The sequence below is a fragment of the Burkholderia sp. M6-3 genome (assembly GCF_050858985.1).
Lineage (GTDB): Bacteria > Pseudomonadota > Gammaproteobacteria > Burkholderiales > Burkholderiaceae > Paraburkholderia > Paraburkholderia caledonica.
In genome coordinates, this window is the sequence record NZ_CP110093.1 from 222,693 (window position 1) to 244,808 (window position 22,116).

The window sequence follows — 22,116 nt, forward strand, 5'->3', positions numbered from 1 at the left end:
TCAGGGTCTGCCGGCGCGGCGGGGGCACTCGAACAGCTGTTCCGGGACCACCCCGATGCACGCAAGTTTGTTCACCGGAGGTTTTTCCCTGAACTCTACGGCGGGACCGAGGCCGAGCCTTGTATCACGTATGTTGACCTGCATCGTGACTTCATTCGTTTTCTGATTAGCGAAGAGCGTCTGGAATCGACCCAGTGGCCTTTTTCCACGAGAAATAAGGGGTACAAGTCCCTTCGGCGATACTGTGATGCGCTAATCGAAGCGAATCCTGGGCGGTGGTTGCGGCACCGAAAGGGGAAACAGGCAGCGTGGCGAGCGAGAATTGGCCGTGGTATTCCTTCGCTTCTTGATTTTCACGAGCCGTTGGTCGCAGTCCAGATGGACTACCTCATGTGCGACGCTGCGGGCGTCGTTCATTTCAAGGACCCGAAGGGGTGTGACCATGCGATTCCGGTGAAGCGTTGGTATGTCGGTCTGCTTGCCGAAACAACTACCTCCGCCGTTTTCGGTTGCTATTTGTCGTTCGAGACAAATCCAAGCACGGATTGCGCACTAGAGACCGTGAGTAGCGTCTTCGGATATGAATCTGCCGACTCGAGCGAGCAACTGGCGAGATTGATGCCTGACGGCAAGTCGCTCATGGTAAGCCTGCTCCCCGAACTGAGAAATCTCGTTTGGGCAGTTATATCCGTCGACAACGGGTGGTGCAACACTGCCAACGATTTTGTCAACAACGTAATAGACGCGCTTGGCTGCACAGTTATGTTTGGTACCAAGCGGGCGTGGTGGCAGCATGCGGTAGTCGAACGTGTCAATGGCGCGCTCACGGCAATGGGTTGGAAATGTGTGCTGTCTTCTTACGGATCAGGGCCCAAGGATCCAAAACGCGGTAATGCAACGAAAGCCGCTGTAGCGTACGACATCGGCGTTGATTTGCTGCAAGGACTCTTTAAACGTCTTTTTACACGGCCTCGGCCACAACCGGTCATTCGACACAGGCTCCTCGATCGGTGACAATCTCGGCAAGTTGAGCTTATTCCGCACACGAAAATGAATCTACTTGGGCATCGCCGACTGCATCGACCAGCAACCGGGTGGGCCGGCCCCCGCGAAAACCGGACACGAGGTAACGCTTAAACTTTGAGGTAGTCTTACGCCTATGTTTAAGCCCAGCTCTAACGTGGAACCGATTGAAGTTCTGACCCAGCCCGAACAGCGCCGCCGGCGCTCTGTCGATGAGAAGCTCGCGATAGTGCGCGAGACCTTCGAGCCCGGAGCAAGCGTTTCCGGAGTTGCCCGTCGTCATCAGGTGAATGCAAACCAGGTGTTCGCCTGGCGCAAGCTCTATCAGGACGGAAGCCTGTCAGCAGTCAGTGCTGGCGAGCAGGTTGTGCCTGCATCCGACCTGGCCGAAGCGATGAAGCAGATTCGTGAACTCCAGCGACTGCTGGGCAAAAATGGTATGGACGCCTCCTCATCGCATAATTGAGGCCTCGTCCTACCGGAGAGCGCAAATGGAACCGACAGTCGTGGGCGTAGACATCGCCAAGCGGGTTTTCCAGCTGCACTGGATAGTTACAGATACCGGCGAGGTGTTCGACAGACAGCTTCGTCGTACCGAGTTTCTGGAGCACTTTGCTAATCGCGAACGATGCCTTGTTGGGATGGAGGCTTGTGGAGGTTCACAGCACTGGGCACGTCGTCTCATTGAGCTCGGGCACGAGGTCAAGCTGATGCCCGGCAAGCTGGTGAAGGCGTTCGTGACAGGAAACAAGAATGACGTAGCTGATGCGCGTGCCATCTGGGCAGCAGCAAAACACCCGGGTGTGAGGGCCGTGCCGGTTAAGACTGAAGCCCAGCAGGCCGTTCTTGCGTTGCATCGAATGCGGCAGCAGCTCGTTATATTCCGACGCTCCCAGTCCAACTGTCTGAGGGGTTTGCTGGGAGAGTACGGAGAAGTGATGGGCGTTGGGCGTGCGGCAATGAACCGGGCCATGCCAGACGTCCTGCAGCGTCTCGATTCGCGCCTGCCACGGGTATTGATAGATTCTCTTCGAGAGCAATGGCAGCGGCTAGTCGATATCGACAAGCAGATTGCTGTCATTGAGCAGCGACTACGTGCATGGTTACGTGAGAACCCGGCCTGCAGGGCAATCGCAGAAATCCCGGGCGTGGGATTCCTCACTGCTACTGCCGCTGTCGCTTCCATGGGCGACCCGAAAGCCTTCCGGTCCGGGCGGGAATTCGCGGCGTGGCTGGGGCTTGTTCCCGCGCAGTTCGGAACTGGTGGCAAGGTCCGCCTGCTTGGCATCAGTAAGCGAGGAGACCGATATCTGCGGACCCTTATGATTCACGGTGCCCGCTCCGTCATGAAACATGCGAAAGACCCAGGTTCGTGGGCCGTGCAATTAAGCATGCGTCGTCCGCTCAATGTCGTAGTCGTTGCGATGGCAAACAAAATTGCCCGAACTATATGGGCGCTGCTGGCCCACGGTCGTTCATACAGCGCTAGCTACCCACCGCCCGTCGCGGCGACTTGACCCACCACCGTACCACGTCGTTCTGATTCTCAACTCTATCGTTCAAGGTTGCGCAAGGTGACGTTGCAATGGTAAACAGGTAAGACCGAGACTCATCAAACCTGCATCGTCTTCCGGACGTCATGGTCCGTGGCAAAAATGAGGATTGAGTCAGCGGATTCCATTGGGGCCAGCGGGCATCGACCTGCACGGGCCGAATATAAAACCGCAGCCTGCATCTGTTCGACAACGCAACAAGTCCTTGGCAAGCCGGAGGCGTCCATATAAAGACGATGGAAGTGGAAATCCTCCGCGAAGCAGTGGAGTACGGCCGGGCAAAAAAATTGATTGCGCGCTCACCATTGCTGCCGGGGGACGACCGATGAAGACGGTCTGCGAAGTCCTGGGTGTGTCGCGCTCGAATCTCGCGGTGAAATCAAAGCGCGACGCTGAATGGGTCGACAGGCGTAAGACGCCCGCCCGTGACGACATGCCGCTCGTCGCGGAGCTCCAGGAGTTGGTCGCTGATTTGCCAACTTACGGCTACCGGCGCGCCTGGGCCCTGCTACGGCGAAACCGCGACGCACAGGGGCAGCCTCGCGTTAATGCAAAACGGGTTTATCGGGTTATGCATACCTACGGCCTGCTGCTCGAACGCCGCCCGCGCCATGCCCAGTCAACGCGCCGACACGACGGCAGGGTCGCGGTGGACCGGAGCAATGCGCGCTGGTGCTCGGACGGCTTCGAATTCCGTTGTGATGACGGCTCGCCGCTGCGCGTCATCTTTGCACTCGACTGCTGCGACCGGGAGGCCATGAGCTGGGCTGCGACCACTGGAGGCTATACCGGAGACATGGTGCGCGATGTGATGCTTCAGGCTGTAGAAAACCGTTTCGATGGTGCGCTGAAAGCCGACAACGAAATCGAATGGCTCAGCGACAACGGTTCCTGCTACCTGGCCGAGGACACGCTGACGTTCTCGAAAAAAGTGGGCCTGAAACCCATCACGACGCCGGTCAGAAGTCCGCAGAGCAACGGCATGGCCGAGAGCTTCGTCAAAACGATGAAGAGAGACTACGTCTCGTGGATGCCCAAGCCGGACGCGAGAACCGCGTTGCAGAACCTGGCCATCGCGTTTGACCACTACAACGAGTCGCATCCGCACAGCGCCCTGAAATACTGCTCGCCACGCGAGTTTCGCCAGCGAGCAAATTCACCAACCTAAGCGTGACCGCATGTCCGGTCATGCGGGGGCAACTCCAGTCCCGAACCAAGCAGTCGAATGTCATTGGCAAGCTTCAAAAGCGATGTCGCAATCGTATTGAGTACGCCCGAGACATCGACCAACGCATCGTGCGACGCCATGCCCTCCAGCTTGTGTGGATGCGTTCGAAAGGGCAGGCCCGTGCTGGCAGCGAGTTCCGCGCAGAAGCGCTCCGGGAACTGCGCCGGTGCATTCAGTCCTGAGCCTGCGGCCGTGCCGCCCTGGGCAAGCACCATGAGCTGTGGCAGCGCTGCGTCGATGCGCGAGATTGCCGCTGCCATCTGATGAGCGTACGCTGCGAAAGTGCGGCCCATCGTCGTCGGCACGGCATCCATGAGATGGGTGCGCGCGATCTTCACCACAGCGGCGAATGCGCGTGCGCGTTCGTCAAGCGACGCCTGCATCGATACGAGCGCAGGTCGGAGACGCCCGGTCAGTTCGAGCGCGGCGCTCACATGCATGACGGTCGGAAAGCTGTCGTTGGATGACTGTGACGCATTGACGTGATCGTTCGGATGGACCGGCGACTTTGTCCCCAACGGCTGGCCGAGCAGTTCATTGGCGCGGTTGGCGATGACCTCGTTCGCGTTCATGTTGGTTTGTGTCCCTGAGCCGGTCTGCCAGATGCTCAGCGGAAAGTGATCGTCCCATTTCCCGTCACTCAGTTCCGTGGCGGCTGCCTCGATTGCATCGGCGAGATGCGGATCAATGACGCCGCACCCGCGGTTAGCGCGTGCAGCCGCACGTTTCTGCAAACCGAACGAGTGAGTCAGCGCGGCGGGAAGCGCTCTTCTGCCGCGCCGAACACGTCCATCGCACGCTGAGTTTGCGCGCCCCAATAGCGATGCGCGGGAATATCCACGGGTCCGAACGCATCCGATTCAGTGCGCGTATTCATGGTGGGCGTTTCCAGGTCGAATATGAACGGGCGGAGTTCATCACGCGTCAACGAGCGGCTCCGCATTCGAAAGCGGAAAGCGGCTGGATCAAAATGATGCCAGCCGCCTTCGTCATGCGTCGATGCCAGTGTTCGATTAACGCAGGTTATCGAAGCGTGGCCGGACGAGGGTTCACCTGATTGAGGTTTTCGGGCGAAAGTTCGCCGTCGGTCACGCGCTCATCTGCTTCCGCGACTTCAGGAAAAAGCTCGGGATAGAGATGACGCTTCGCGACTTTCGCGTCCAATGTGCCCGACCAGCGCGCGACCACCACGGTAGCAAGGCTGTTGCCGATCGTGTTGCACGTGGCGATTGCCATCGACATGAAGCGGTACACGCCGAAAATGACAGCCAGTCCTTCCACGGGAAGAATGCCCGTGGACGTGACCGTCGCCGCGAACACGACGAACGATCCGCCTGAAACAGTCGCCGCGCCTTTCGACGTCAGCAGCATGAGCAGCAGGATGCCGATCTGATGTTCGATCGTAATGGGTACGTTGTACGCGTGAGCAATGAACATGACGCCCATCGACATGAAGATCGACGTGCCGTCCAGGTTGAATGCATAACCCGTCGGCAGGACGAGGCCCACCGTCTGTTTCGTGCAGCCGAGGCGTTCGAGCTTGATGAGCAGGCGAGGCAACGCGCTTTCCGACGATGCCGTGCCGAGCACGATCAGGATTTCATCCTTGATGTAGCGCATGAAGCGCCACATGCTGAAGCCCGCGAGCTTCGCGATGACGCCCATCACGACGACGATGAACAGAACGATGACCGCATAAAAACTCAGCACGAGTTGCGCGAGCGCGACCAGCACGGCCGTGCCGTTGCTGCCGACCGCGAACGCTACTGCGCCGAAGGTGCCGAGCGGCGCGAGCTTCATCACCAGATTGATGAACGAGAACAGCACCTGCGAAATAAGATCGAGCCCTTCGTTGATGTGCACGCGGCGGCTTTCGGGAATCGCCAGAATACCGATCCCGACCATCACGGCCAGCACCACGACCTGAAGTAATTCACCCTTCGCGAACGCGCCGATGAAGTTGTCGGGCACCAGATGCATCACGAACTCGGTGAAGCCTTGCGGCGCGGCCTTTGCCGCGATGACAGGCGCCGTGCCAGGTGTGACGGCCGTCATGCCTTTGCCTGTCTGCAGCAGGTTGCCCGCCAGCAGTCCGACGGCCAGTGCGATGGTCGACACGACCTCGAAGTAGACAATCGAGCGCCAGCCGACGCGCCCCGCGCTCTTCACGTCGCCCGCCGATGCGATGCCATGCACGATAGTGAGAAACACGAGCGGTGCAACGCCTGCCTTGATCAGCGCGAGAAAAATATCGCCGAGGATCTTCAGCTGCGCGCCGAACTTCGGAAAGATCAGGCCAACAGCAATACCAAGCACGAGTGAGATCAGCACTTGCATCCCAAGCTTGCGATACCACGGCCGCTTTGCCGGTGGCGTGACTGACCCGTTACCTGATGTGTTGTCGTTCGTCATGGTGTAGCTCCTCCGCAGCGTTCGTCAGATCTCGCTCGACAGCGCGATGGCGCGATCGACCATTTGCGGCGCGAGGCCCAGATAGTTGGCGGGATCGGTCATCGCGTTGATCGCGTCGCGATCGAAATGCCGGGTGACCTCTGGCAGTGCCGCCAGCGCTTCGGCGAGTGTGCCGCCGCTTTCGTTCACGGTACGGCACGCATCGTAGACGATGTCGTGCGCCTGCTGGCGGCCGGTGTAGGGTGCCATCTGCATCATCACGGCTTCGGCGACGATCAGCCCCTTGCTGATGCCGAGGTTATGCTTCATGCGATCCGTGTCGACGATGAGGCCGCCCAGCGCGAACTTCGCCTGATGGAGCGCACCCGAAGCGAGGATGAAGCTTTCGGGAATCGCAATCCATTCCGCGTGCCACGGTCCCGTTGCGCGCTCGAAGTCCTGGATCATCGCGTCGACCATCAGGCCGGCCTGCTGTCGCACGGCTTTCGCGGCTGCGAGCATCAGCTCGCTTGAAATGGGGTTGCGCTTTTGCGGCATCGTGCTGCTCGCGCCACGACCCTTGACGAACGGCTCGTACACTTCGCCGAATTCGTTGGACGCCATCTGTAAATAGCCAGAACCCGACATTAGGATATAGCCCGTACACCTCTTGTCGAGGCCAGATTGAAATGTCCGCTTTCCGGCTAGATAGAAATGTCCGGTTTCAGTGTGGTGTTGGTCCTGTTTCCTTTTATGGTTCTGGTTCGGGGCGGCGCAGCCGCCCCCCGTCCCCCGTTTCTTTGGCGCTTATTCCGAGAATGGCCTGGTTCAGGTCAGCAACCTCGATCGCACGCTGTTTCTTCAGCCCGAGCAGTGCTTTCTTCGCCCGGACTGCTTCGCCACAGTGCGTGCGCGACGGTGAGCCCGCCGCGCGTCGATCGTCACGGATCGCCTGTATCGAGCGGGCCACGGCAAGCGCATGCGAGAGGCGCTTGTTGTCGATCTCGGCGCCCTGGTCGATCCTGGCAATGCGGTCGTATTCCGTGTACGGCAACACGTTGCCGTCAGCCTGAATCTCGATCCTTCCGTCGGGATACTCGACGACCTCCACGTACTGGTGGATCAGGCTGCGGTTGGCTACCGTGTCCTGCAGCAGATACATCACCCGGTCATACTGCACCGTCAGCGCATTCGTGACCTTGCGCGGCACGCGATAGGCCAGAATCTGCCGCAGGTCCTCGTCATCGCGGACCGGCCGATGAGCGTTGTGATCGCTCGCGGCCGCCCTGGCAAAACGCCGGTTAAAGTCCGCGACGAAGGAGGGCGCATACGCATTGGCGGCCTCCCATGTGCTGATGCCGCGCAACCGCAGTTCCTTCACCAGCCGGTCCTGCAGCGTCTGGTTCGCGCGCTCCACGCGCCCCTTGGCCTGGCTCGAATTCGCGCAGAACGTCTCGATATTGAGTTCGTGCAGGGCACGCCCGAACTGCGTGACGCCTTTGCCCGCCGTCGCCGAGCGGTCCTTCACGTAGAACACGCTGGCCTTGTCACTGTAGAACGCGACAGGCTTGCCATGCGCCTTCAGATAATTGCCAAGCGCCTCGAAATAGCTGAAGGTCGATTCGGTGGCCGTAAAGTGCAGCGCCATCAGGCGCCCGGTTGCGTCGTCGATGAATACCAGCAGCGTGCACGCCGGCGCCCGCTGCTCGAACCAGCGATGATCGCTGCCGTCAATCTGGATCAGTTCGCCATAACACGCCCGACGGTTGCGCGGCTGGAAGACCTTTGGCGGCCGCTGCGCCCGTGGCACCCATAGTCCGGCGTCGTACATCCATTGCCGCACCGTTTCCTTCGCCAACCGGATGCCGTGACACTCGTCGAGCTTCTCGCGCGCCAGCGTCGGCCCGAAATCGGCATAGCGCTCCCGGACGATGGGGATTACCCGCGCCCGCAGGTTCATCGAAAACTGCCGGTTGCTCGGCTGGCCACGTCTGCCCGAAACCAGACCGGCAGCCCCGGAAGCCTCGAAGCGGCGCTTCAGACGCAACACCTGACGCTGACTCAGTCCCAGCTGGTCAGCTGCGCGCACGCCGCTCAGACGTCCTTCAACGACCGATTCGATAACCTTGATACGTCGTAGCTCGTTCATGCTCATCGTGACCAGTCCGGGTTCGTTCATCACGGGCTCCATCGTGCGCAGACACCCGCAGGATGCGACACGGAAAACCCCAAACCGGACATTTCTTATATGGTCGCCTCCCATTTGCAAGGCAATTGTTCGTGGCGAGGAGGGTGGTTGCGGACTTATATCCGGACTCGATCGCGGGCATGCCCGCCGGCCCCGATGGATTTCGCCGCAAAGGTCCTAATCTAAATGGCGGACTCGAGGTCCGAGAAATGTCTCAGGCTTGCCTTTGCGCGGTCCAACCTGTCTTGCCATCGTTCAATACACCTGTGCAACCGTGAATGGGGTTACTGGCTTTGAAGCGTGGTCACTGCGAGGGGGCTGCCTCATACGTTCGGCCATACGCCAGCAGCGCCCATATTGTTCGCGCCATCTTGTTGGCGAGTGCAACCGCAACGACGTTCGTTGGGCGCCGGGTCAGCATCTGGCGTAAACGCTCCGGCAAATGCCTTGCGCTTGAGATGACCGATCGGGCGCCGTGGATCAGTAGCGTTCGCAAATACACGTCACCGCGTTTGCTGATGCCCCCGAGTTTCACCTTTCCGCCGGAACTGTTCTGCCGTGGCACGAGACCCAGATAGGCGGCAAACTCCCGCCCGGAGCGAAACGTCCTTGCCTGGCCAATAACCGATACCGCAGCGGTCGCCGTGAGCACGCCCACGCCGGGAATCTCGGAGATGCGTCTGCATGCGTCATCGTTGCGGCGCCAGTCGAGAATGCGTCGTTCGATCCGTGCGACCTGCTCGTCGAGCCCGCGAAGTCGCGAGATCTGGTCCTGCAGGCTGTCTGCCAGCATGGCGGGCAACTGGTCGACCAGTGAAGCCAGCGCGCCTTTGGCGGCTTCTATCGATGCCCGGCGGCCCTGCGGCAGTACGACGCCGAATTCGTAGAGCAATCCACGAAGCTGGTTGACCTGCATGACGCGAATCCGGACCAGTTGCTGACGCATGCGGTGCATGGCAAGCATGGCCTGCTGGTCTTCGGTCTTGACGGCCACAAACCGCATGCCGGGACGCTGGGCAGCTTCCCAGATCGCCGCGGCGTCGGCCGCATCATTCTTGTTCGACTTCACGAACGGCCGCACGAACTGGGCTGCGATGAGCCGCACGTCGTGGCCGAGCCGCGCCAGGCCCCGGGCCCAGTGATGGGCGCTGCCGCAGGCCTCCATGACGACACGGCTCGCAGGCCGGTTGGCGAAGAACGGCACGAGCTGGGCGCGTTTGAGAACCTTGCTGTGGATTGCACCGGTCTCAGGATCGACATAATGAATCTGGTCGGGTAGCAGCGGCGCATTACTGCGCCACCGCCCCCTGAGAACCGGACGTGCAGGTCACCCCGCATCCGGCTCAAGCCATTCTTCAGCACCATGGTGTGGCACCGAACAACTTGACGGAACGTTTCGCAGTTCGACGGCGAGCGAAGTACGTGGTCCAAACTTGATCAAATGGATTAGCCAGTCCCCGGACCTTGACGTGTCTCGTAATCGGGATCGTCATTGCGCGGAAGAGCCGAAACCCCCTGGTGCTGCCATCAGCGGGGCCCTCCGTAGCAAAGTCCCAGGACCGGTCTGCATCTGCCCGGAAGTACCGGTTCTTCACCCACCGTGCTCCTTTCATGGGATGTCGGCGCCTTGCCCACTTCCAGAGCAGCTGCCAGATGTGCGAGTCTATCAATGAGAAGCTCGCTTTCGCCACGACGTGACGGTGATACATGGCCCATCCCCGGATAACCGGGTTCAGTTTCTGGATCAACGCCTCCTGCGTAACGCTCGCGTTGCCTTTGATGATTTCCCTGACCTTGTCGAGGAGCGACTTCACGCTCTTCTTTGCCGGCTTGATCAGCAGCTTGCCGTCGTACTTGCGCACGTTCTGGCCAAGGAAATCGAAACCCTCCGCAATGTTCGTGATCCGGGTCTTCTCTTCCGAGAGTTCCAGACCTCGGGCGGCCATAAACTGCCTGATCGCCGGAAGCACTTTGAGTTCGAGCACATCTTTCGATACGCCGGTCACAACAAAGTCATCGGCATAGCGGACGACATTGAGTTGGGCCTTGCTGCGCGCGAGTTTCGATGATCCCACGCTCGCATAAACTGCGGCCTCAAGTCCATCCAACGCCATATTCGCGATCACCGGCGAGATGATTCCCCCTTGCGGGGTACCCGCTAGAGTCGCGAACAGGGTTCCCTCATCGATATATCCGGCCTGAAGCCACCTGCGCAGGACATCCTTAGCCATCGGTATGTGCTTCAGAAACCAGGAGTGACTGAAGTTGTCGAAACAGCCCCGGATGTCACCTTCCAGAATCCACTCTGGCGAAGCGCGCTTCGCCAGAGTGATAAAGCACTGTTCGATGGCGTCGGCCGTCGAGCGTTCGGGCCGGAATCCATAAGAATTCGGGTCCGCCAGAGTCTCTGCCACGGGTTCCAGAGCGAGCTTCCATAACGCCTGCATCGCACGGCACCGCATACAGGGAATTCCCAGCGGACGCTTCTTGCCGTTACTCTTGGGAATGTAAACACGTCTCAGCGGCATCGCGCGATAGCCGCGATGTCGAAGCGACATCATCCCGTTCCATCTGGCCGCCGGGGATGACCATATCTTGCCGTCCACCCCCGGCGTTCTCTTACCTCGATTCTCCGTCACTCGCTTCACGGCCAGCATCTTGCCGCTATGCGAGCGGGTCAGCAGACGTTGCAATGCTTGCACCTTGCCCCATCGGCTTTCCCGGGTTGCCTTGGCGATACGCACCTGAAGTCGTTTCACATCGGCCTCAATGTGCGACCAGTTCGCCTGATCCCACATCTGCGCAGTGCGCGAGGACGCACCAGCCTCGGGCGCTTCCGCGCCGATCGCCGTCATCTGCCTTTCCTCGTATAACGATTGGTCAAAGTTCTCTCGCCATGAATGACCGCACGGAAGTCTGCCCGCTTTCGCGTCGAGCGATGTTTCAGCCCGTATCCCGTCCATTACAGCCGGGCGTTCGCTTCTTCCGCATTCCTTTACCCACAGCGCCGACAGCGTTCCTTGCGGTTCGCTTGCCGTTGCCGGCAGCACTATGGGCTTACCCTGTTCCGCATGAATTTCCGAGCGGGGCGGACCCTTCCTCTTCGCCGGCGGCTTATTGTCCATGGTGGCCCAGTATTCAAAGACCACTCCTCACCGCGTACCGTTTTGGTTCAAGCCTGTCAGCACGTTTGGCTTGTTAAAGCTCACGACGTTTAACGGAAGTTCACATACGTTGGTCGTATCCACTCATCCCTTGCTCCTCTCCGCCTTCGTGCTGGCAGATTCCGCCTTGCCTCGCGGCTTGGCGTACCGGATGTCCGGCGGCTACGTTGTCCCCAGAGCTTCACACCGAGCTGTTACCGGCTCCGCATGTCCGGGTAGGGAACGGCTGATGGAACAGCCGGTTTCATCAGGCCATACCTTCTCCTTTGAAACAGAAACTCAAGCGACTTGCAGGTCGCACGAAAACGCGCTTGGCCAGGTCGATGGCAATGGTCGTGGGTTCCATCTGGTTCTCCTTGACGGCAGGACTGCCGAACCAGCAATGTGACACGCTTGGGCTGCAAGACTGCGACGTCGAGCGGACCGTTAAGGCGGGAGGCGACCATTCCATCTAAATAGCCGTCACACCTCTTGTCAAAGCCAGATTCAAATGTCGGGGTGCTGGCTAAATACAGATGTCGGGTTTCTGACCTTGGTTTGGGTCTGCCTTTCACGGATTGAAGCTCACGCAGTGTCGAAGGAGACAGGTTGAACGGGCAGGGCGTGTCAGACCATTCAGCGCGCTCTGGCAGACCGCTGGCCAGGTGTTGAGGGCGCCTTTGATGGTTGCGCCAGTTGCGCGATGGCCTGATCCAGATCGGCCTGCGTGAACTCGCGCTGTTTCTTCGTGCCGGGCTTACGTTCGGGCTTGCGGACCTCGATGCCGCGGTTGGTGCGTGAGGGCGAGCCCGAGATACGCCGGTTGTCACGCTGCGCCTGCAGTGCCTGCGCGACCTGCAGAGTGTGCGCCAGCCGCTTGTGCTCGATCACCGCGCCCTGATCGACGTCCGCGAGCTTGTCGTAGCGGCGGCAGTCCAGCGCCTTGTCATCGGCCCGGATCTCGATCCGTCCGTCCGGATACTCCCATACGTCAATATAGCGGTGAATGAGCCCGCGGTTGGCCGGCGTGTCCTCCAGCAGGTACAGCACCCGGTCATACAGCACCGTCAGCGCCTTCGACACGCGGCGCGTCTCGCGCCACGTCATCAGCAGATCGAGATCTTCATCGTCACGCAGCGGCCGGTGCGCATCGAACGGGCTCCTGGGCGGCTTCGCGAAGCGCGCGTTGTAGGCCGCCATGAAGGCGGGCGCATACGCGTTGGCGTCGATCACCGTGCTGATGCCGCGCAGGCGCAGCTCCTTGACCAGCCGGTCCTGCAGCGTCAGGTGCGCACGTTCGACGCGGCCCTTGGCCGGGCTGCTGTTCGCGCAGAACGTGTCGATGTTCAGTTCGTACATCGCGCGGCCAAAGTGCGTCACACTGTGCCCGGTCTTGCCGGCGCACGTGCTGCGGAACACGCTTGCGCGGTCGCTGTAGAACGCCACCGGCTTGCCGTAACGTTCGAGGTAGGCACGCGTCGCTTCAAAGTAGCTGAAGGTCGATTCGCTCGCCGTGAAGTGCAGCGTCATCAGCCGGCTGGTCGCATCGTCGACATACACCAGCAGCGTGCAGGCCGGCGCCCGGTCCTCGAACCACCGGTGATCGCTGCCATCGATCTGCACCAGTTCGCCCAGGCAGGCCCGGCGTGCACGTGGCTGGTACACCTTCGGCGGGCGCTGCGCACGCGGCGTCCACAATCCGGCATCGGTCATCAGCCGCCTGACGGTCTCCTTGGCCAGCCGGATACCGTGACATTCATCGAGCTTCTCGCGCGCCAGCGTCGGGCCAAAATCCGCATAGCGCTCGCGGATCAGCGTCAGGGCGCGCAAGGCCAGCCCGTCGTCGAGCTTCCGGTTGCCCGGGCGGCCACGCCGCCCGGATGCCACGCCCGACGCGCCGTGCTCCCGGTAACGGTTCACCAGCCGCTCGACCTGACGTACCGTCAATCCCAGTCGTTCGGCGGCACGACCAGGCTTGAGGCCCGTCTCAACGATCGCCTGAATGACCTTCAGCCTGTCCAGTTCGCGCATGCTCAGACTCACCAGTGTCCTGTCCGGCTTCATGGCGGGCTCCCGCAACGTGGCAGCAGCCTGCCAGCTTGCCAGCGTTCAGAAACACGACATCTGTAAATAGCCAGAACCCGACATTAGGATATAGCCCGTACACCTCTGACGTTGATAAATTATGTTATGTCAAATTCCATGGTGCAATACGCGGCTTTCGACCGCCTCTACTGGGAGCCACGCGCCCCATGGCATACCGATGGCCCCGCAGCCGAAGTCTCGGTAGGGTTAATGGATGAAAAACCGGTCCGAACCGGCCTACTTCGCGTCGAAAGTTGTGGCAGAATATGCGCATGTTTCATGCACATCGGAGTTGCACATGACAAATGCACGTATCGCGCAACCTGACCGGGCGCGAGTCGCAAAAGCGCCGGCGCCATTGAAGGTTACGCGCAAACCCACCAACGTCTCGCTACCCACGGATCTGCTCGAGCGCGCAAAGGCCCTGGATGTCAACGTGTCGCGAGCAAGCGAGCGTGGCTTGCGCGAAGAGGTCCAGGCGGCCGAGGCTCGTACTTGGGCGGAAATGAACGCGGACTTCATCGCCGAAATGAACGCACGTATCGAGCGTGACGGCTTGCCCTTGGAAGAATATCGGACGTTTTGATGGCGCGGTTTGACCTCTACAACAACCCTTCGACAAGATCCAGAATCAAGTCACCCTTCTTGTTGGACGTGCAAAGTGATCATCTCGGCGATCTCATATCACGCGTAGTCGTTCCTTTGACGCGCGTGGCAGGAAATTACACGACGAGCAAGGTTGCCCAGGATATCTCACCCATCATCGAGATCGACGGAGAGCCGTTCTTGCTGGAAACTCCATTGCTCGGCGCGGTCCGGACCAGTGAACTCGGCCCGGCGATCGGTACGCTCAAAGGTGAACAGGACCGAATCAGTGCCGCGCTTGATCGGCTATTCGGCGCTTACTGAACGCGATGCGCATCGAGAAAGTGACGGCTGAGCGACAGGTTTTGTCGCATTAAGGCGGTCAAGTAAAATTCGTCGACCGCAACGCATGACAAGCATGATGGCAAAGACGAAGACGCCGCGCAAGACGCTGCCCGCTGGCATTAGCAAGGTACTGAAGCGGCTGCACTATCCGCTGGACGTGATCGTGCTGTGCGTCCGGTGGTACGTGGCGTACTCACTGAGCCTACGCAACCTTGAGGAAATGATGGCCGAGCGGGGCATCGATGTGGATCATTCCAGCGGGCACCGGTGGGCTATCAAGCTGCTTCCGGTGTTTGAAAAAGCATTCCGCAAACGCAAACGGCCTGTCGGCAAGAGCTGGCGTGTCGATGAGACCTACGTCAAGGTGAAAGGCCAATGGAAATATTTGTACCGTGCCGTAGACAAGGCGGGCAATACGGTGGATTTCCTGCTGCGCGCCCATCGTGATAAGGCCGCCGCTCGCCGCTACTTCGAGAAGGTAATTGAACAGAACGGCGAGCCCGAGACGATTACCGTGGACAAGAGCGGCGCGAATCTGGCTGCGCTTGAAGCGCTCAATGCCGAGCGTTCAACGCCGATCAAGGTTCGGCAAAACAAATACCTGAACAACGTCGTCGAGCAGGATCACCGTGCCATCAAACGCATCATCAAACCGATGATGGGATTCAAGGATTTTCGCTGTGCACGCATCATCCTGTCGGGCATAGAGATCGCGCACATGAGCCGCAAGGGGCAGATGCGTGACGATGGCGCCACATCGACTGCAGCCGAACAATTCTATTCTCTCGTGATGTAAGCAATCCTCTTCATCTCAAGCTCCTAGTCGTCTCATCGCCCTTAACGCGACACAACCGTCTTTCCCGCCTCGATTTTTGCCCAGTAACCTCGTGGCGGTGTCGGGACGCCCAGTTCCTTACAGATCTTCTTCAGCCTGGCGCCGGATATCCCCAACTCTCGCGCGACCGTCTGCGCAGGCCTATCCCATACGCGTTTATAAATGACTCCACGAACGACCTTGATCTTGCCCATGCATTCCTCCCTCAGCAAGGAAGACAAGACAGTCTAGCGCCACATTCATCAACAGGCGCACAGCGCATGTGCGCGCTCAATTCATCGCGCATTAGGTGGAGTATTTTCCTTCGACTCAATTACATTGACCTTTGGGTGGATAGGCTTCAAAGGAAACTCAAACGTGTCAATATCTTCCACCTAAACCTTCTTGGTAAATCGGCCTAGATTGCGGTCGCATGGGGGCATGCGGGCGGACAATTACATGTCAACTTTGCGTTGATCCTCTATTTGAGCTTGACCTTGCCCTCGTTTGACGAATCCCATAGCTGGGGGGAATTATGCGGCTTCGCCTCGCTGAGCTGCGAACCAGTTCTTTTCGAACGTCATGGGGCTGACGTAATCGAGCGTTGAATGTAACCGACGCGCATTGTAAAAGCCCAGCCAGTCAATCACCTCATCCATTACTGCTCGCCGAGTGGCGAAGTGTCGTCCGTGCATGCGTGCTACCTTCAGCGAACCCCATAGACTTTCCGTCGGCGAATTATCCCAACAATTTCCACGTCGGCTCATCGACGAACGCATGCCGTAGGCCTTCAATGTGTCCTGAAACAGGCCGCTGCAATATTGGCTGCCCCTGTCGCTATGCACGATTACGCCGGCGTCAGGGCGACGCCGGAACCACGCCATTCGCAATGCGTCCGTGACTAGTTCAGCTTTCATGTGTGGCTGCATCGACCAGCCCACCACCTGCCTGCTGAACAGGTCGATGATAACCGCGAGGTAGACCCAGCCTTCGGCTGTCGCCAGGTACGTGATGTCGGTCGTCCAGACCTGGTTCGGTGCGTTAGCGGTGAAGTTGCGCTCCAACAGATTCGGCGCCACCGGCAAATCGTGGTTAGAGTTTGTCGTCGCGATGTACTTGCGCTTGTGGCGAGCTCGAATGCCATGCTGCGCCATCAGTTTGCGAACCCGTTCTTTACCCACGCGCACGCCTTGTGTGAGCAACTCCCTCCACATGCGGGGCCAGCCGTATTCGCCTTTAACCTGCGTGTGAATTGCCTTGACTTGCGCGAGCAGTGCATCGTTGCTTACGCGGCTTCGGTGCGGCTTGTCCTGCGCGGTGCGTTGCCGGCGCTGATGATATCCGCTGGGACTGACTTCCAGCACTTCGCATAGCACCGAGACTGGCCAGTAGCGTCGATTGTGCTCGATGAAGGCGTACTTCACATCGATTCCTTCGCGAAGTACGCTGCGCACTTTTTTAATATATCTCGCTCCATCTTCAGGCGCGCTACCTCCGCACGCAGCCGCGCCAGCTCCATCTGTTCCGGGCTCACGGGCTTCGTGCCTGCTCCCGCGAGCTTGCCTTCCCGGTCAGCCTTCACCCAGTTGTACAGTGTCTGTTCAACCACACCCAGTGTCGCCGCCACTGCTGCCATGCTTTGCCCGGCTTTCACCAACCGTACCGCTTCCAGCTTGAACTCGAGCGTGTACTGTGCTCGCTTTGCCTTGCTTGTCATCGTTCTTCTCCTTGCTTGAGTTTACCTGTTCAGCAAGGGATTCGTTTTTCGGGGGCAAGCTCAGCTAGATAGAAATGTCCGGTTTGGGGTTTCCCGTGTCGCATCCTGCGGGTGTCTGCGCACGATGGAGCCCGTGATGAACGAACCCGGACTGGTCACGATGAGCATGAACGAGCTACGACGTATCAAGGTTATCGAATCGGTCGTTGAAGGACGTCTGAGCGGCGTGCGCGCAGCTGACCAGCTGGGACTGAGTCAGCGTCAGGTGTTGCGTCTGAAGCGCCGCTTCGAGGCTTCCGGGGCTGCCGGTCTGGTTTCGGGCAGACGTGGCCAGCCGAGCAACCGGCAGTTTTCGATGAACCTGCGGGCGCGGGTAATCCCCATCGTCCGGGAGCGCTATGCCGATTTCGGGCCGACGCTGGCGCGCGAGAAGCTCGACGAGTGTCACGGCATCCGGTTGGCGAAGGAAACGGTGCGGCAATGGATGTACGACGCCGGACTATGGGTGCCACGGGCGCAGCGGCCGCCAAAGGTCTTCCAGCCGCGCAACCGTCGGGCGTGTTATGGCGAACTGATCCAGATTGACGGCAGCGATCATCGCTGGTTCGAGCAGCGGGCGCCGGCGTGCACGCTGCTGGTATTCATCGACGACGCAACCGGGCGCCTGATGGCGCTGCACTTTACGGCCACCGAATCGACCTTCAGCTATTTCGAGGCGCTTGGCAATTATCTGAAGGCGCATGGCAAGCCTGTCGCGTTCTACAGTGACAAGGCCAGCGTGTTCTACGTGAAGGACCGCTCGGCGACGGCGGGCAAAGGCGTCACGCAGTTCGGGCGTGCCCTGCACGAACTCAATATCGAGACGTTCTGCGCGAATTCGAGCCAGGCCAAGGGGCGCGTGGAGCGCGCGAACCAGACGCTGCAGGACCGGCTGGTGAAGGAACTGCGGTTGCGCGGCATCAGCACATGGGAGGCCGCCAATGCGTATGCGCCCTCCTTCGTCGCGGACTTTAACCGGCGTTTTGCCAGGGCGGCCGCGAGCGATCACAACGCTCATCGGCCGGTCCGCGATGACGAGGACCTGCGGCAGATTCTGGCCTATCGCGTGCCGCGCAAGGTCACGAATGCGCTGACGGTGCAGTATGACCGGGTGATGTATCTGCTGCAGGACACGGTAGCCAACCGCAGCCTGATCCACCAGTACGTGGAGGTCGTCGAGTATCCCGACGGAGGGATCGAGATTCAGGCTGACGGCAACGCGTTGCCGTACACGGAATACGACCGCATTGCCAGGATCGACCAGGGCGCCGAGATCGACAACAAGCGCCTCTCGCATGCGCTTGCCGTGGCCCGCTCGATACAGGCGATACGTGACGATCGACGCGCGGCCGGCTCACCGTCGCGCACGCACTGTGGCGAAGCAGTCCGGGCGAAGAAAGCACTGCTTGGGCTGAAGAAACAGCGTGCGATCGAGGTTGCTGACCTGAACCAGGCCATTCTCGGAATAAGCGCCAAAGAAACGGGGGACGGGGGGCGGCTGCGCCGCCCCAAACCAGAACCATAAAAGGAAACAGGACCAACACCACGCTGAAACCGGACATTTCTATCTAGCCGGAAAGCGGACATTTCAATCTGGCCTCGACATGACAGACAACAACATCGCGAGTTGCTTAAATGCAAACTGGGGCGAAGCGGCGATGCACCTGCGACGCAGCGGTCGGCGCAAAAAGGCGCCATTGTGACTCCGATATGTCTAGTTGCTGCCGCGGCCTTCGTGCATGGAAAATTCGTCAGGATTCGCATCGGCTGACCATCCAGCATGCGGGTCCTCGGACGATGCCGCGGCGAAACTGTGCGGATTGCGCGGAGGTCGGTGGATCGGTTACGGTGGGAATCCTCGCCACGTCACAATAGGACATGCTATGAACAAGCAGGAACTCGTCGACGCCGTCGCCGCAAAGGCAGGCACCAGCAGGGCTTCGGCCGCCCGAACCCTCGATACACTGCTCGACATCATCAGGACGACGGTCACCAAAGGCGACTCGGTGGAACTAGTCGGGTTCGGGTCGTTTTCGACGGGCGCACGGGCGGCGCGGGTCGGCCGTAACCCGGCAACCGGTGCGGCTCATCTACAACAGCTCGCAACTCTGCAAAGCAACAAGCTAGGCAACCTCGGTTGCGGCGCAGGCAAGCATCGCTTCGCCAATCTGCCGATTGCCTCGCGCGAGAAGATGAAACGTCCGGGCGTGAAGCGCGGCTTCGAGGCGAAGCTCGACGAGCTTCCCTGAAGCATCGACAAAAGAGACGCGGGCGTCAGTCGTGCGTAACGCGCGCAGCCATAATCGACGAAAGCGCATCATTTGCGCACAGGAGACGACCACCATGACAGCCGGCATGTACGACGATGGCTTTCCCAAGACTGCCGCCAACTTTGCGGCGCTGACGCCGCTCAACTTCATCGAGCGCGCGGCTTCCGTGTATCCGCAGCGTCCCGCCATCGTGCATGGCGACGTCCGGCGCAACTGGGCGCAAACCTACGCGCGCACGCGGCGTCTTGCGTCCGCGCTCGCGGCGCGCGGCATCGGTGCAGGCGACACGGTCGCGGCCATGCTGCCGAACACGCCTGAAATGGTAGAAGCACATTTCGGCGTGCCCATGACAGGCGCGGTGCTCAACACGCTCAACACGCGGCTCGACGCCGCCACGCTCGCCTTCATGCTCACGCATGGCGAAGCGAAAGCGGTGCTCGTCGATCGGGAGTTCGCCGACGTCATGCAAAAGGCGCTCGCGAACGTGCCACAGCAAGTGCTTGTCATCGATATCGACGATCCGCAGTACACCGACGACGGCGAGCGCATCGGCGAGATTGAATACGAGGCGCTGCTCGCGACCGGCGATCCCGGATACGAATGGTCGCCGCCATCGGACGAATGGAACGCGATCTGCCTGAACTACACGTCGGGCACGACGGGCAATCCGAAGGGCGTCGTCTATCACCATCGCGGCGCTTATACGAATGCGGTCAGCAATATCCTGGAATGGGACATGCCGAAGCATGCCGTGTATCTGTGGACATTGCCGATGTTCCACTGCAACGGCTGGTGCTTTCCGTGGACCGTCGCGGCGCGCGCGGGCGTGAACGTGTGCCTGCGCAGGGTTGACGCGAAGGCGATCTTCGATCTGATTCGCAGCGAAGGCGTCACGCATTATTGCGGCGCGCCGATCGTGCAGAACCTGCTCGTCAACGCACCCGACGAGATGAAGACCGGCATCGATCAGAAAGTGCATGTGATGGTCGCGGGCGCGGCGCCCCCTGCCGCGATGATCGAGGGCATGGAGCGGCTCGGCTTCGAACTCACGCATGTGTACGGACTCACCGAAGTCTATGGACCGGCTGCCGTCTGCGCCCAACAGGCGGAATGGAGCGCGCTCGATATCGGCGAGCGGGCGCGGCTCAATGCCCGTCAGGGCGTGCGCTATCACTTGCAGGATGCAGTCAGCGTGCTCGATCCGCTGACCATGCAGCCCGTTCCCCGCGACGGCGAGACGATCGGCGAGATCATGTTTCGCGGCAACATCGCGATGAAGGGGTATCTGAAGAACGCGAAGGCCACCGAAGAGGCGTTTCACGGCGGCTGGTTCCATACGGGCGATCTGGCCGTCGCGTATCCGGATGGTTATGTGCGCATCAAGGATCGCAGCAAGGACATCATCATCTCGGGCGGCGAAAACATTTCGAGCATCGAGGTGGAGGACGTGCTGTATCGGCATCCGGCTGTGATGGCGGTAGCCGTCGTCGCGAAGCCGGATGCGCGCTGGGGCGAGACGCCCTGCGCTTTCGTCGAATTGAAGGCGGGCGCGCAAGTGAGCGCGGAAGAACTGATCGCGCATTGCAAGAAGCATCTCGCGGGCTTTAAAGTGCCGCGCGCGATCGAGTTCTGTGAACTGCCCAAGACATCGACCGGCAAAATACAGAAGTTCGAACTGCGCAAGCGCGCGGGGTCGATCTCAGCAATCGATGTCTGATGGCGAAGCTGTTTATAAGCGAACCGGTGCAAACCGAACACGACGCATACGGCGTAAGAGGCGTCGTGCATTGCCCGAGGCTGGCGCGACGGCAATGACCACGACGACGCTCTATCAACCTGAGACACGCGTTGCAAAAAGAATTTAGATCGTGATTACAAGATCGGAGTACTTCCCCACGGTGTCATCGTCAGTTAGCAGCCGCAATGGCTCAGTCATAGCCTGAGCAACCAGTAACCGGTCAAACGGATCTCGGTGAATATCGGGCAGATCCCGAACTGCCGCAGCGTGCGCCGCTGTCACGGGCAGTTCGCGAAAGCCCGCTTCTTCCATGCGGGCCACTAGCTCGTTCACGTCTGCGTCCAGCTTCCCGATTCCTGACTTGATCGAGATTTCCCAAATGCTCGCGGCGCTGACGAAAACGGTTTCTGCGCTCAACATGATGGCCTCGGCCTTCTTCGTGAGTTGTTTGTCGCCGCTCATGGCCCACAGGAAGATGTGCGTATCGATCAACAGGCGCATTACCGACCCTCAAATGTCGCCAAAATGTCGTCGGGCAAAGGCGCGTTGAAGTCGTCAGCGATCTTGATCTTCCCCTTCATCAGACCGAAGCGAAGTTTGGGCTTCTTCTCGACCGATACGAGGCGCACCAACGGCGTTCCAGCCTTCGCGATAACAACCTCTTCGCCACTGACAACAGCCTCAATGAGGCGCGAAAGCTGGGATTTTGCCTCATGAATATTTACGGTTTGCATGGTACCTCCATCGATATAGACTTAGTTTAGTCTAGCTAATCCGGAAATGCAATCGGCCCGATTGAGGCATCTGCGGGTTGATCTAACACCTGGCAAGTCCAGGAATGAGTGGAGTTCAAAAAATGCTTGGTCAGTCGGAACCGCTACCGCTCGAATGCGCTCGGGAGCTGGAGGCGTGGACGTGTGCCTGGTACGATGCAGCCGTCGCAGCGAATCTTGTGCGGCCGCCGTTTCACCCTGATGCGACGATCATAAAACGTCTC

The 22,116-nt window shown here is 59.8% G+C and carries 16 protein-coding genes and 5 pseudogenes; 10 read left to right on the forward strand and 11 right to left on the reverse strand.

Features of this window, described 5'->3' with window-relative positions:
• Window positions 1–378: 378 nt before the first annotated feature.
• From OH764_RS36230 to OH764_RS36245, 4 genes and pseudogenes are all read left to right on the forward strand, one after another.
• The gene (locus tag OH764_RS36230) at window positions 379–1,014 is read left to right on the forward strand and encodes a hypothetical protein (protein WP_498851790.1); all 636 of its coding nucleotides are present in this window, start codon (window positions 379–381) and stop codon (window positions 1,012–1,014) included.
• A gap of 145 nt (window positions 1,015–1,159) precedes the next feature.
• Window positions 1,160–1,468, forward strand: a pseudogene (locus tag OH764_RS36235) (transposase); the annotation flags it as partial.
• Between the two features lie 46 nt (window positions 1,469–1,514).
• Complete coding sequence (locus tag OH764_RS36240) at window positions 1,515–2,540, forward strand: IS110 family RNA-guided transposase (RefSeq protein WP_498848681.1); 1,026 nt, start codon at window positions 1,515–1,517, stop codon at window positions 2,538–2,540.
• Window positions 2,541–2,806: 266 nt separating this feature from the next.
• A pseudogene (locus tag OH764_RS36245) lies at window positions 2,807–3,744 on the forward strand (IS3 family transposase); the annotation flags it as partial.
• A 38-nt stretch (window positions 3,745–3,782) separates the two neighbouring features.
• On the opposite strand, the pseudogene OH764_RS36250 reads toward OH764_RS36245, so the two are convergent.
• From OH764_RS36250 to OH764_RS36280, 7 genes and pseudogenes are all read right to left on the reverse strand, one after another.
• Window positions 3,783–4,681: pseudogene (locus OH764_RS36250) on the reverse strand (lyase family protein); the annotation flags it as partial.
• A gap of 146 nt (window positions 4,682–4,827) precedes the next feature.
• The gene (locus OH764_RS36255) at window positions 4,828–6,216 is read right to left on the reverse strand and encodes a cation:dicarboxylate symporter family transporter (RefSeq protein ID WP_408472906.1); all 1,389 of its coding nucleotides are present in this window, start codon (window positions 6,214–6,216) and stop codon (window positions 4,828–4,830) included.
• 24 nt (window positions 6,217–6,240) lie between these two features.
• Window positions 6,241–6,819, reverse strand: a pseudogene (locus tag OH764_RS36260) (lyase family protein); the annotation flags it as partial.
• 127 nt (window positions 6,820–6,946) lie between these two features.
• Window positions 6,947–8,374: an ISNCY family transposase gene (locus OH764_RS36265; protein WP_498851791.1), complete on the reverse strand. Its 1,428-nt coding sequence runs from the start codon at window positions 8,372–8,374 to the stop codon at window positions 6,947–6,949.
• A 313-nt stretch (window positions 8,375–8,687) separates the two neighbouring features.
• Window positions 8,688–9,665: an IS110 family RNA-guided transposase gene (locus OH764_RS36270; protein WP_498852029.1), complete on the reverse strand. Its 978-nt coding sequence runs from the start codon at window positions 9,663–9,665 to the stop codon at window positions 8,688–8,690.
• 73 nt (window positions 9,666–9,738) lie between these two features.
• On the reverse strand, window positions 9,739–11,238 hold the full coding sequence (ltrA, locus tag OH764_RS36275) for a group II intron reverse transcriptase/maturase (protein ID WP_498852030.1): 1,500 nt from the start codon (window positions 11,236–11,238) through the stop codon (window positions 9,739–9,741).
• Between the two features lie 924 nt (window positions 11,239–12,162).
• Window positions 12,163–13,590, reverse strand: a complete 1,428-nt coding sequence (locus tag OH764_RS36280; RefSeq protein ID WP_498848699.1) for an ISNCY family transposase — start codon at window positions 13,588–13,590, stop codon at window positions 12,163–12,165.
• A gap of 319 nt (window positions 13,591–13,909) precedes the next feature.
• Between OH764_RS36280 and OH764_RS36285 the strand changes: the two genes are divergently transcribed.
• The 3 genes from OH764_RS36285 to OH764_RS36295 all read left to right on the forward strand — a co-directional run bounded on the left by OH764_RS36285 (window position 13,910) and on the right by OH764_RS36295 (window position 15,337).
• Entirely contained in the window at window positions 13,910–14,197 is a 288-nt protein-coding gene (locus OH764_RS36285) for a type II toxin-antitoxin system CcdA family antitoxin (protein WP_481355004.1), read from the forward strand.
• Window positions 14,197–14,520 (forward strand): CcdB family protein, encoded by a 324-nt coding sequence (locus tag OH764_RS36290; protein WP_498851792.1) that lies wholly within the window; start codon window positions 14,197–14,199, stop codon window positions 14,518–14,520. The genes OH764_RS36285 and OH764_RS36290 overlap by 1 nt, the downstream gene beginning before the upstream one ends.
• A gap of 97 nt (window positions 14,521–14,617) precedes the next feature.
• Window positions 14,618–15,337: an IS6 family transposase gene (locus tag OH764_RS36295; protein WP_498852031.1), complete on the forward strand. Its 720-nt coding sequence runs from the start codon at window positions 14,618–14,620 to the stop codon at window positions 15,335–15,337.
• A gap of 41 nt (window positions 15,338–15,378) precedes the next feature.
• On the opposite strand, the gene OH764_RS36300 is transcribed toward OH764_RS36295, so the two are convergent.
• Entirely contained in the window at window positions 15,379–15,570 is a 192-nt protein-coding gene (locus tag OH764_RS36300) for an RWP-RK domain-containing protein (protein ID WP_498851793.1), read from the reverse strand.
• A 318-nt stretch (window positions 15,571–15,888) separates the two neighbouring features.
• Window positions 15,889–17,072 (reverse strand): IS3 family transposase gene (locus tag OH764_RS36305; protein WP_498848630.1). Its coding sequence is split into 2 segments (ribosomal slippage): window positions 15,889–16,808 and window positions 16,808–17,072, totalling 1,185 coding nucleotides; the frame shifts between segments, so codons are not numbered across the junction.
• 160 nt (window positions 17,073–17,232) lie between these two features.
• On the opposite strand from OH764_RS36305, the gene OH764_RS36310 reads away from it, so the two are divergent.
• The 3 genes and pseudogenes from OH764_RS36310 to OH764_RS36320 all read left to right on the forward strand — a co-directional run bounded on the left by OH764_RS36310 (window position 17,233) and on the right by OH764_RS36320 (window position 21,098).
• Entirely contained in the window at window positions 17,233–18,636 is a 1,404-nt protein-coding gene (locus tag OH764_RS36310; RefSeq protein WP_498852032.1) for an ISNCY family transposase, read from the forward strand.
• Window positions 18,637–18,994: 358 nt separating this feature from the next.
• Window positions 18,995–19,192 (forward strand): annotated as a pseudogene (locus OH764_RS36315) (HU family DNA-binding protein); the annotation flags it as partial.
• A gap of 262 nt (window positions 19,193–19,454) precedes the next feature.
• Window positions 19,455–21,098, forward strand: a complete 1,644-nt coding sequence (locus OH764_RS36320) for an acyl-CoA synthetase (protein WP_498851794.1) — start codon at window positions 19,455–19,457, stop codon at window positions 21,096–21,098.
• A gap of 144 nt (window positions 21,099–21,242) precedes the next feature.
• On the opposite strand, the gene OH764_RS36325 is transcribed toward OH764_RS36320, so the two are convergent.
• Together OH764_RS36325 and OH764_RS36330 are read right to left on the reverse strand one after the other, a co-directional pair.
• A complete protein-coding gene (locus tag OH764_RS36325; RefSeq protein WP_498851795.1) occupies window positions 21,243–21,620 on the reverse strand; it encodes a type II toxin-antitoxin system VapC family toxin in 378 nt (125 codons plus the stop codon).
• A complete protein-coding gene (locus tag OH764_RS36330; RefSeq protein ID WP_498851796.1) occupies window positions 21,620–21,853 on the reverse strand; it encodes a type II toxin-antitoxin system Phd/YefM family antitoxin in 234 nt (77 codons plus the stop codon). Before OH764_RS36330 ends, OH764_RS36325 begins: the two co-directional genes overlap by 1 nt.
• Window positions 21,854–22,116 lie beyond the last annotated feature (263 nt).

Coding starts and splice junctions, on each gene's coding strand:
- OH764_RS36230 (WP_498851790.1), top strand. CDS start 379: ATGGACTACCTCATGTGCGACGCTGCGGGCGTCGTTCATTTCAAGGAC.
- OH764_RS36240 (WP_498848681.1), top strand. CDS start 1,515: ATGGAACCGACAGTCGTGGGCGTAGACATCGCCAAGCGGGTTTTCCAG.
- OH764_RS36255 (WP_408472906.1), bottom strand. CDS start 6,216: ATGACGAACGACAACACATCAGGTAACGGGTCAGTCACGCCACCGGCA.
- OH764_RS36265 (WP_498851791.1), bottom strand. CDS start 8,374: ATGAACGAACCCGGACTGGTCACGATGAGCATGAACGAGCTACGACGT.
- ltrA (WP_498852030.1), bottom strand. CDS start 11,238: ATGACGGCGATCGGCGCGGAAGCGCCCGAGGCTGGTGCGTCCTCGCGC.
- OH764_RS36280 (WP_498848699.1), bottom strand. CDS start 13,590: ATGAAGCCGGACAGGACACTGGTGAGTCTGAGCATGCGCGAACTGGAC.
- OH764_RS36285 (WP_481355004.1), top strand. CDS start 13,910: ATGACAAATGCACGTATCGCGCAACCTGACCGGGCGCGAGTCGCAAAA.
- OH764_RS36290 (WP_498851792.1), top strand. CDS start 14,197: ATGGCGCGGTTTGACCTCTACAACAACCCTTCGACAAGATCCAGAATC.
- OH764_RS36295 (WP_498852031.1), top strand. CDS start 14,618: ATGGCAAAGACGAAGACGCCGCGCAAGACGCTGCCCGCTGGCATTAGC.
- OH764_RS36300 (WP_498851793.1), bottom strand. CDS start 15,570: ATGGGCAAGATCAAGGTCGTTCGTGGAGTCATTTATAAACGCGTATGG.
- OH764_RS36310 (WP_498852032.1), top strand. CDS start 17,233: ATGAGCATGAACGAGCTACGACGTATCAAGGTTATCGAATCGGTCGTT.
- OH764_RS36320 (WP_498851794.1), top strand. CDS start 19,455: ATGACAGCCGGCATGTACGACGATGGCTTTCCCAAGACTGCCGCCAAC.
- OH764_RS36325 (WP_498851795.1), bottom strand. CDS start 21,620: ATGCGCCTGTTGATCGATACGCACATCTTCCTGTGGGCCATGAGCGGC.
- OH764_RS36330 (WP_498851796.1), bottom strand. CDS start 21,853: ATGCAAACCGTAAATATTCATGAGGCAAAATCCCAGCTTTCGCGCCTC.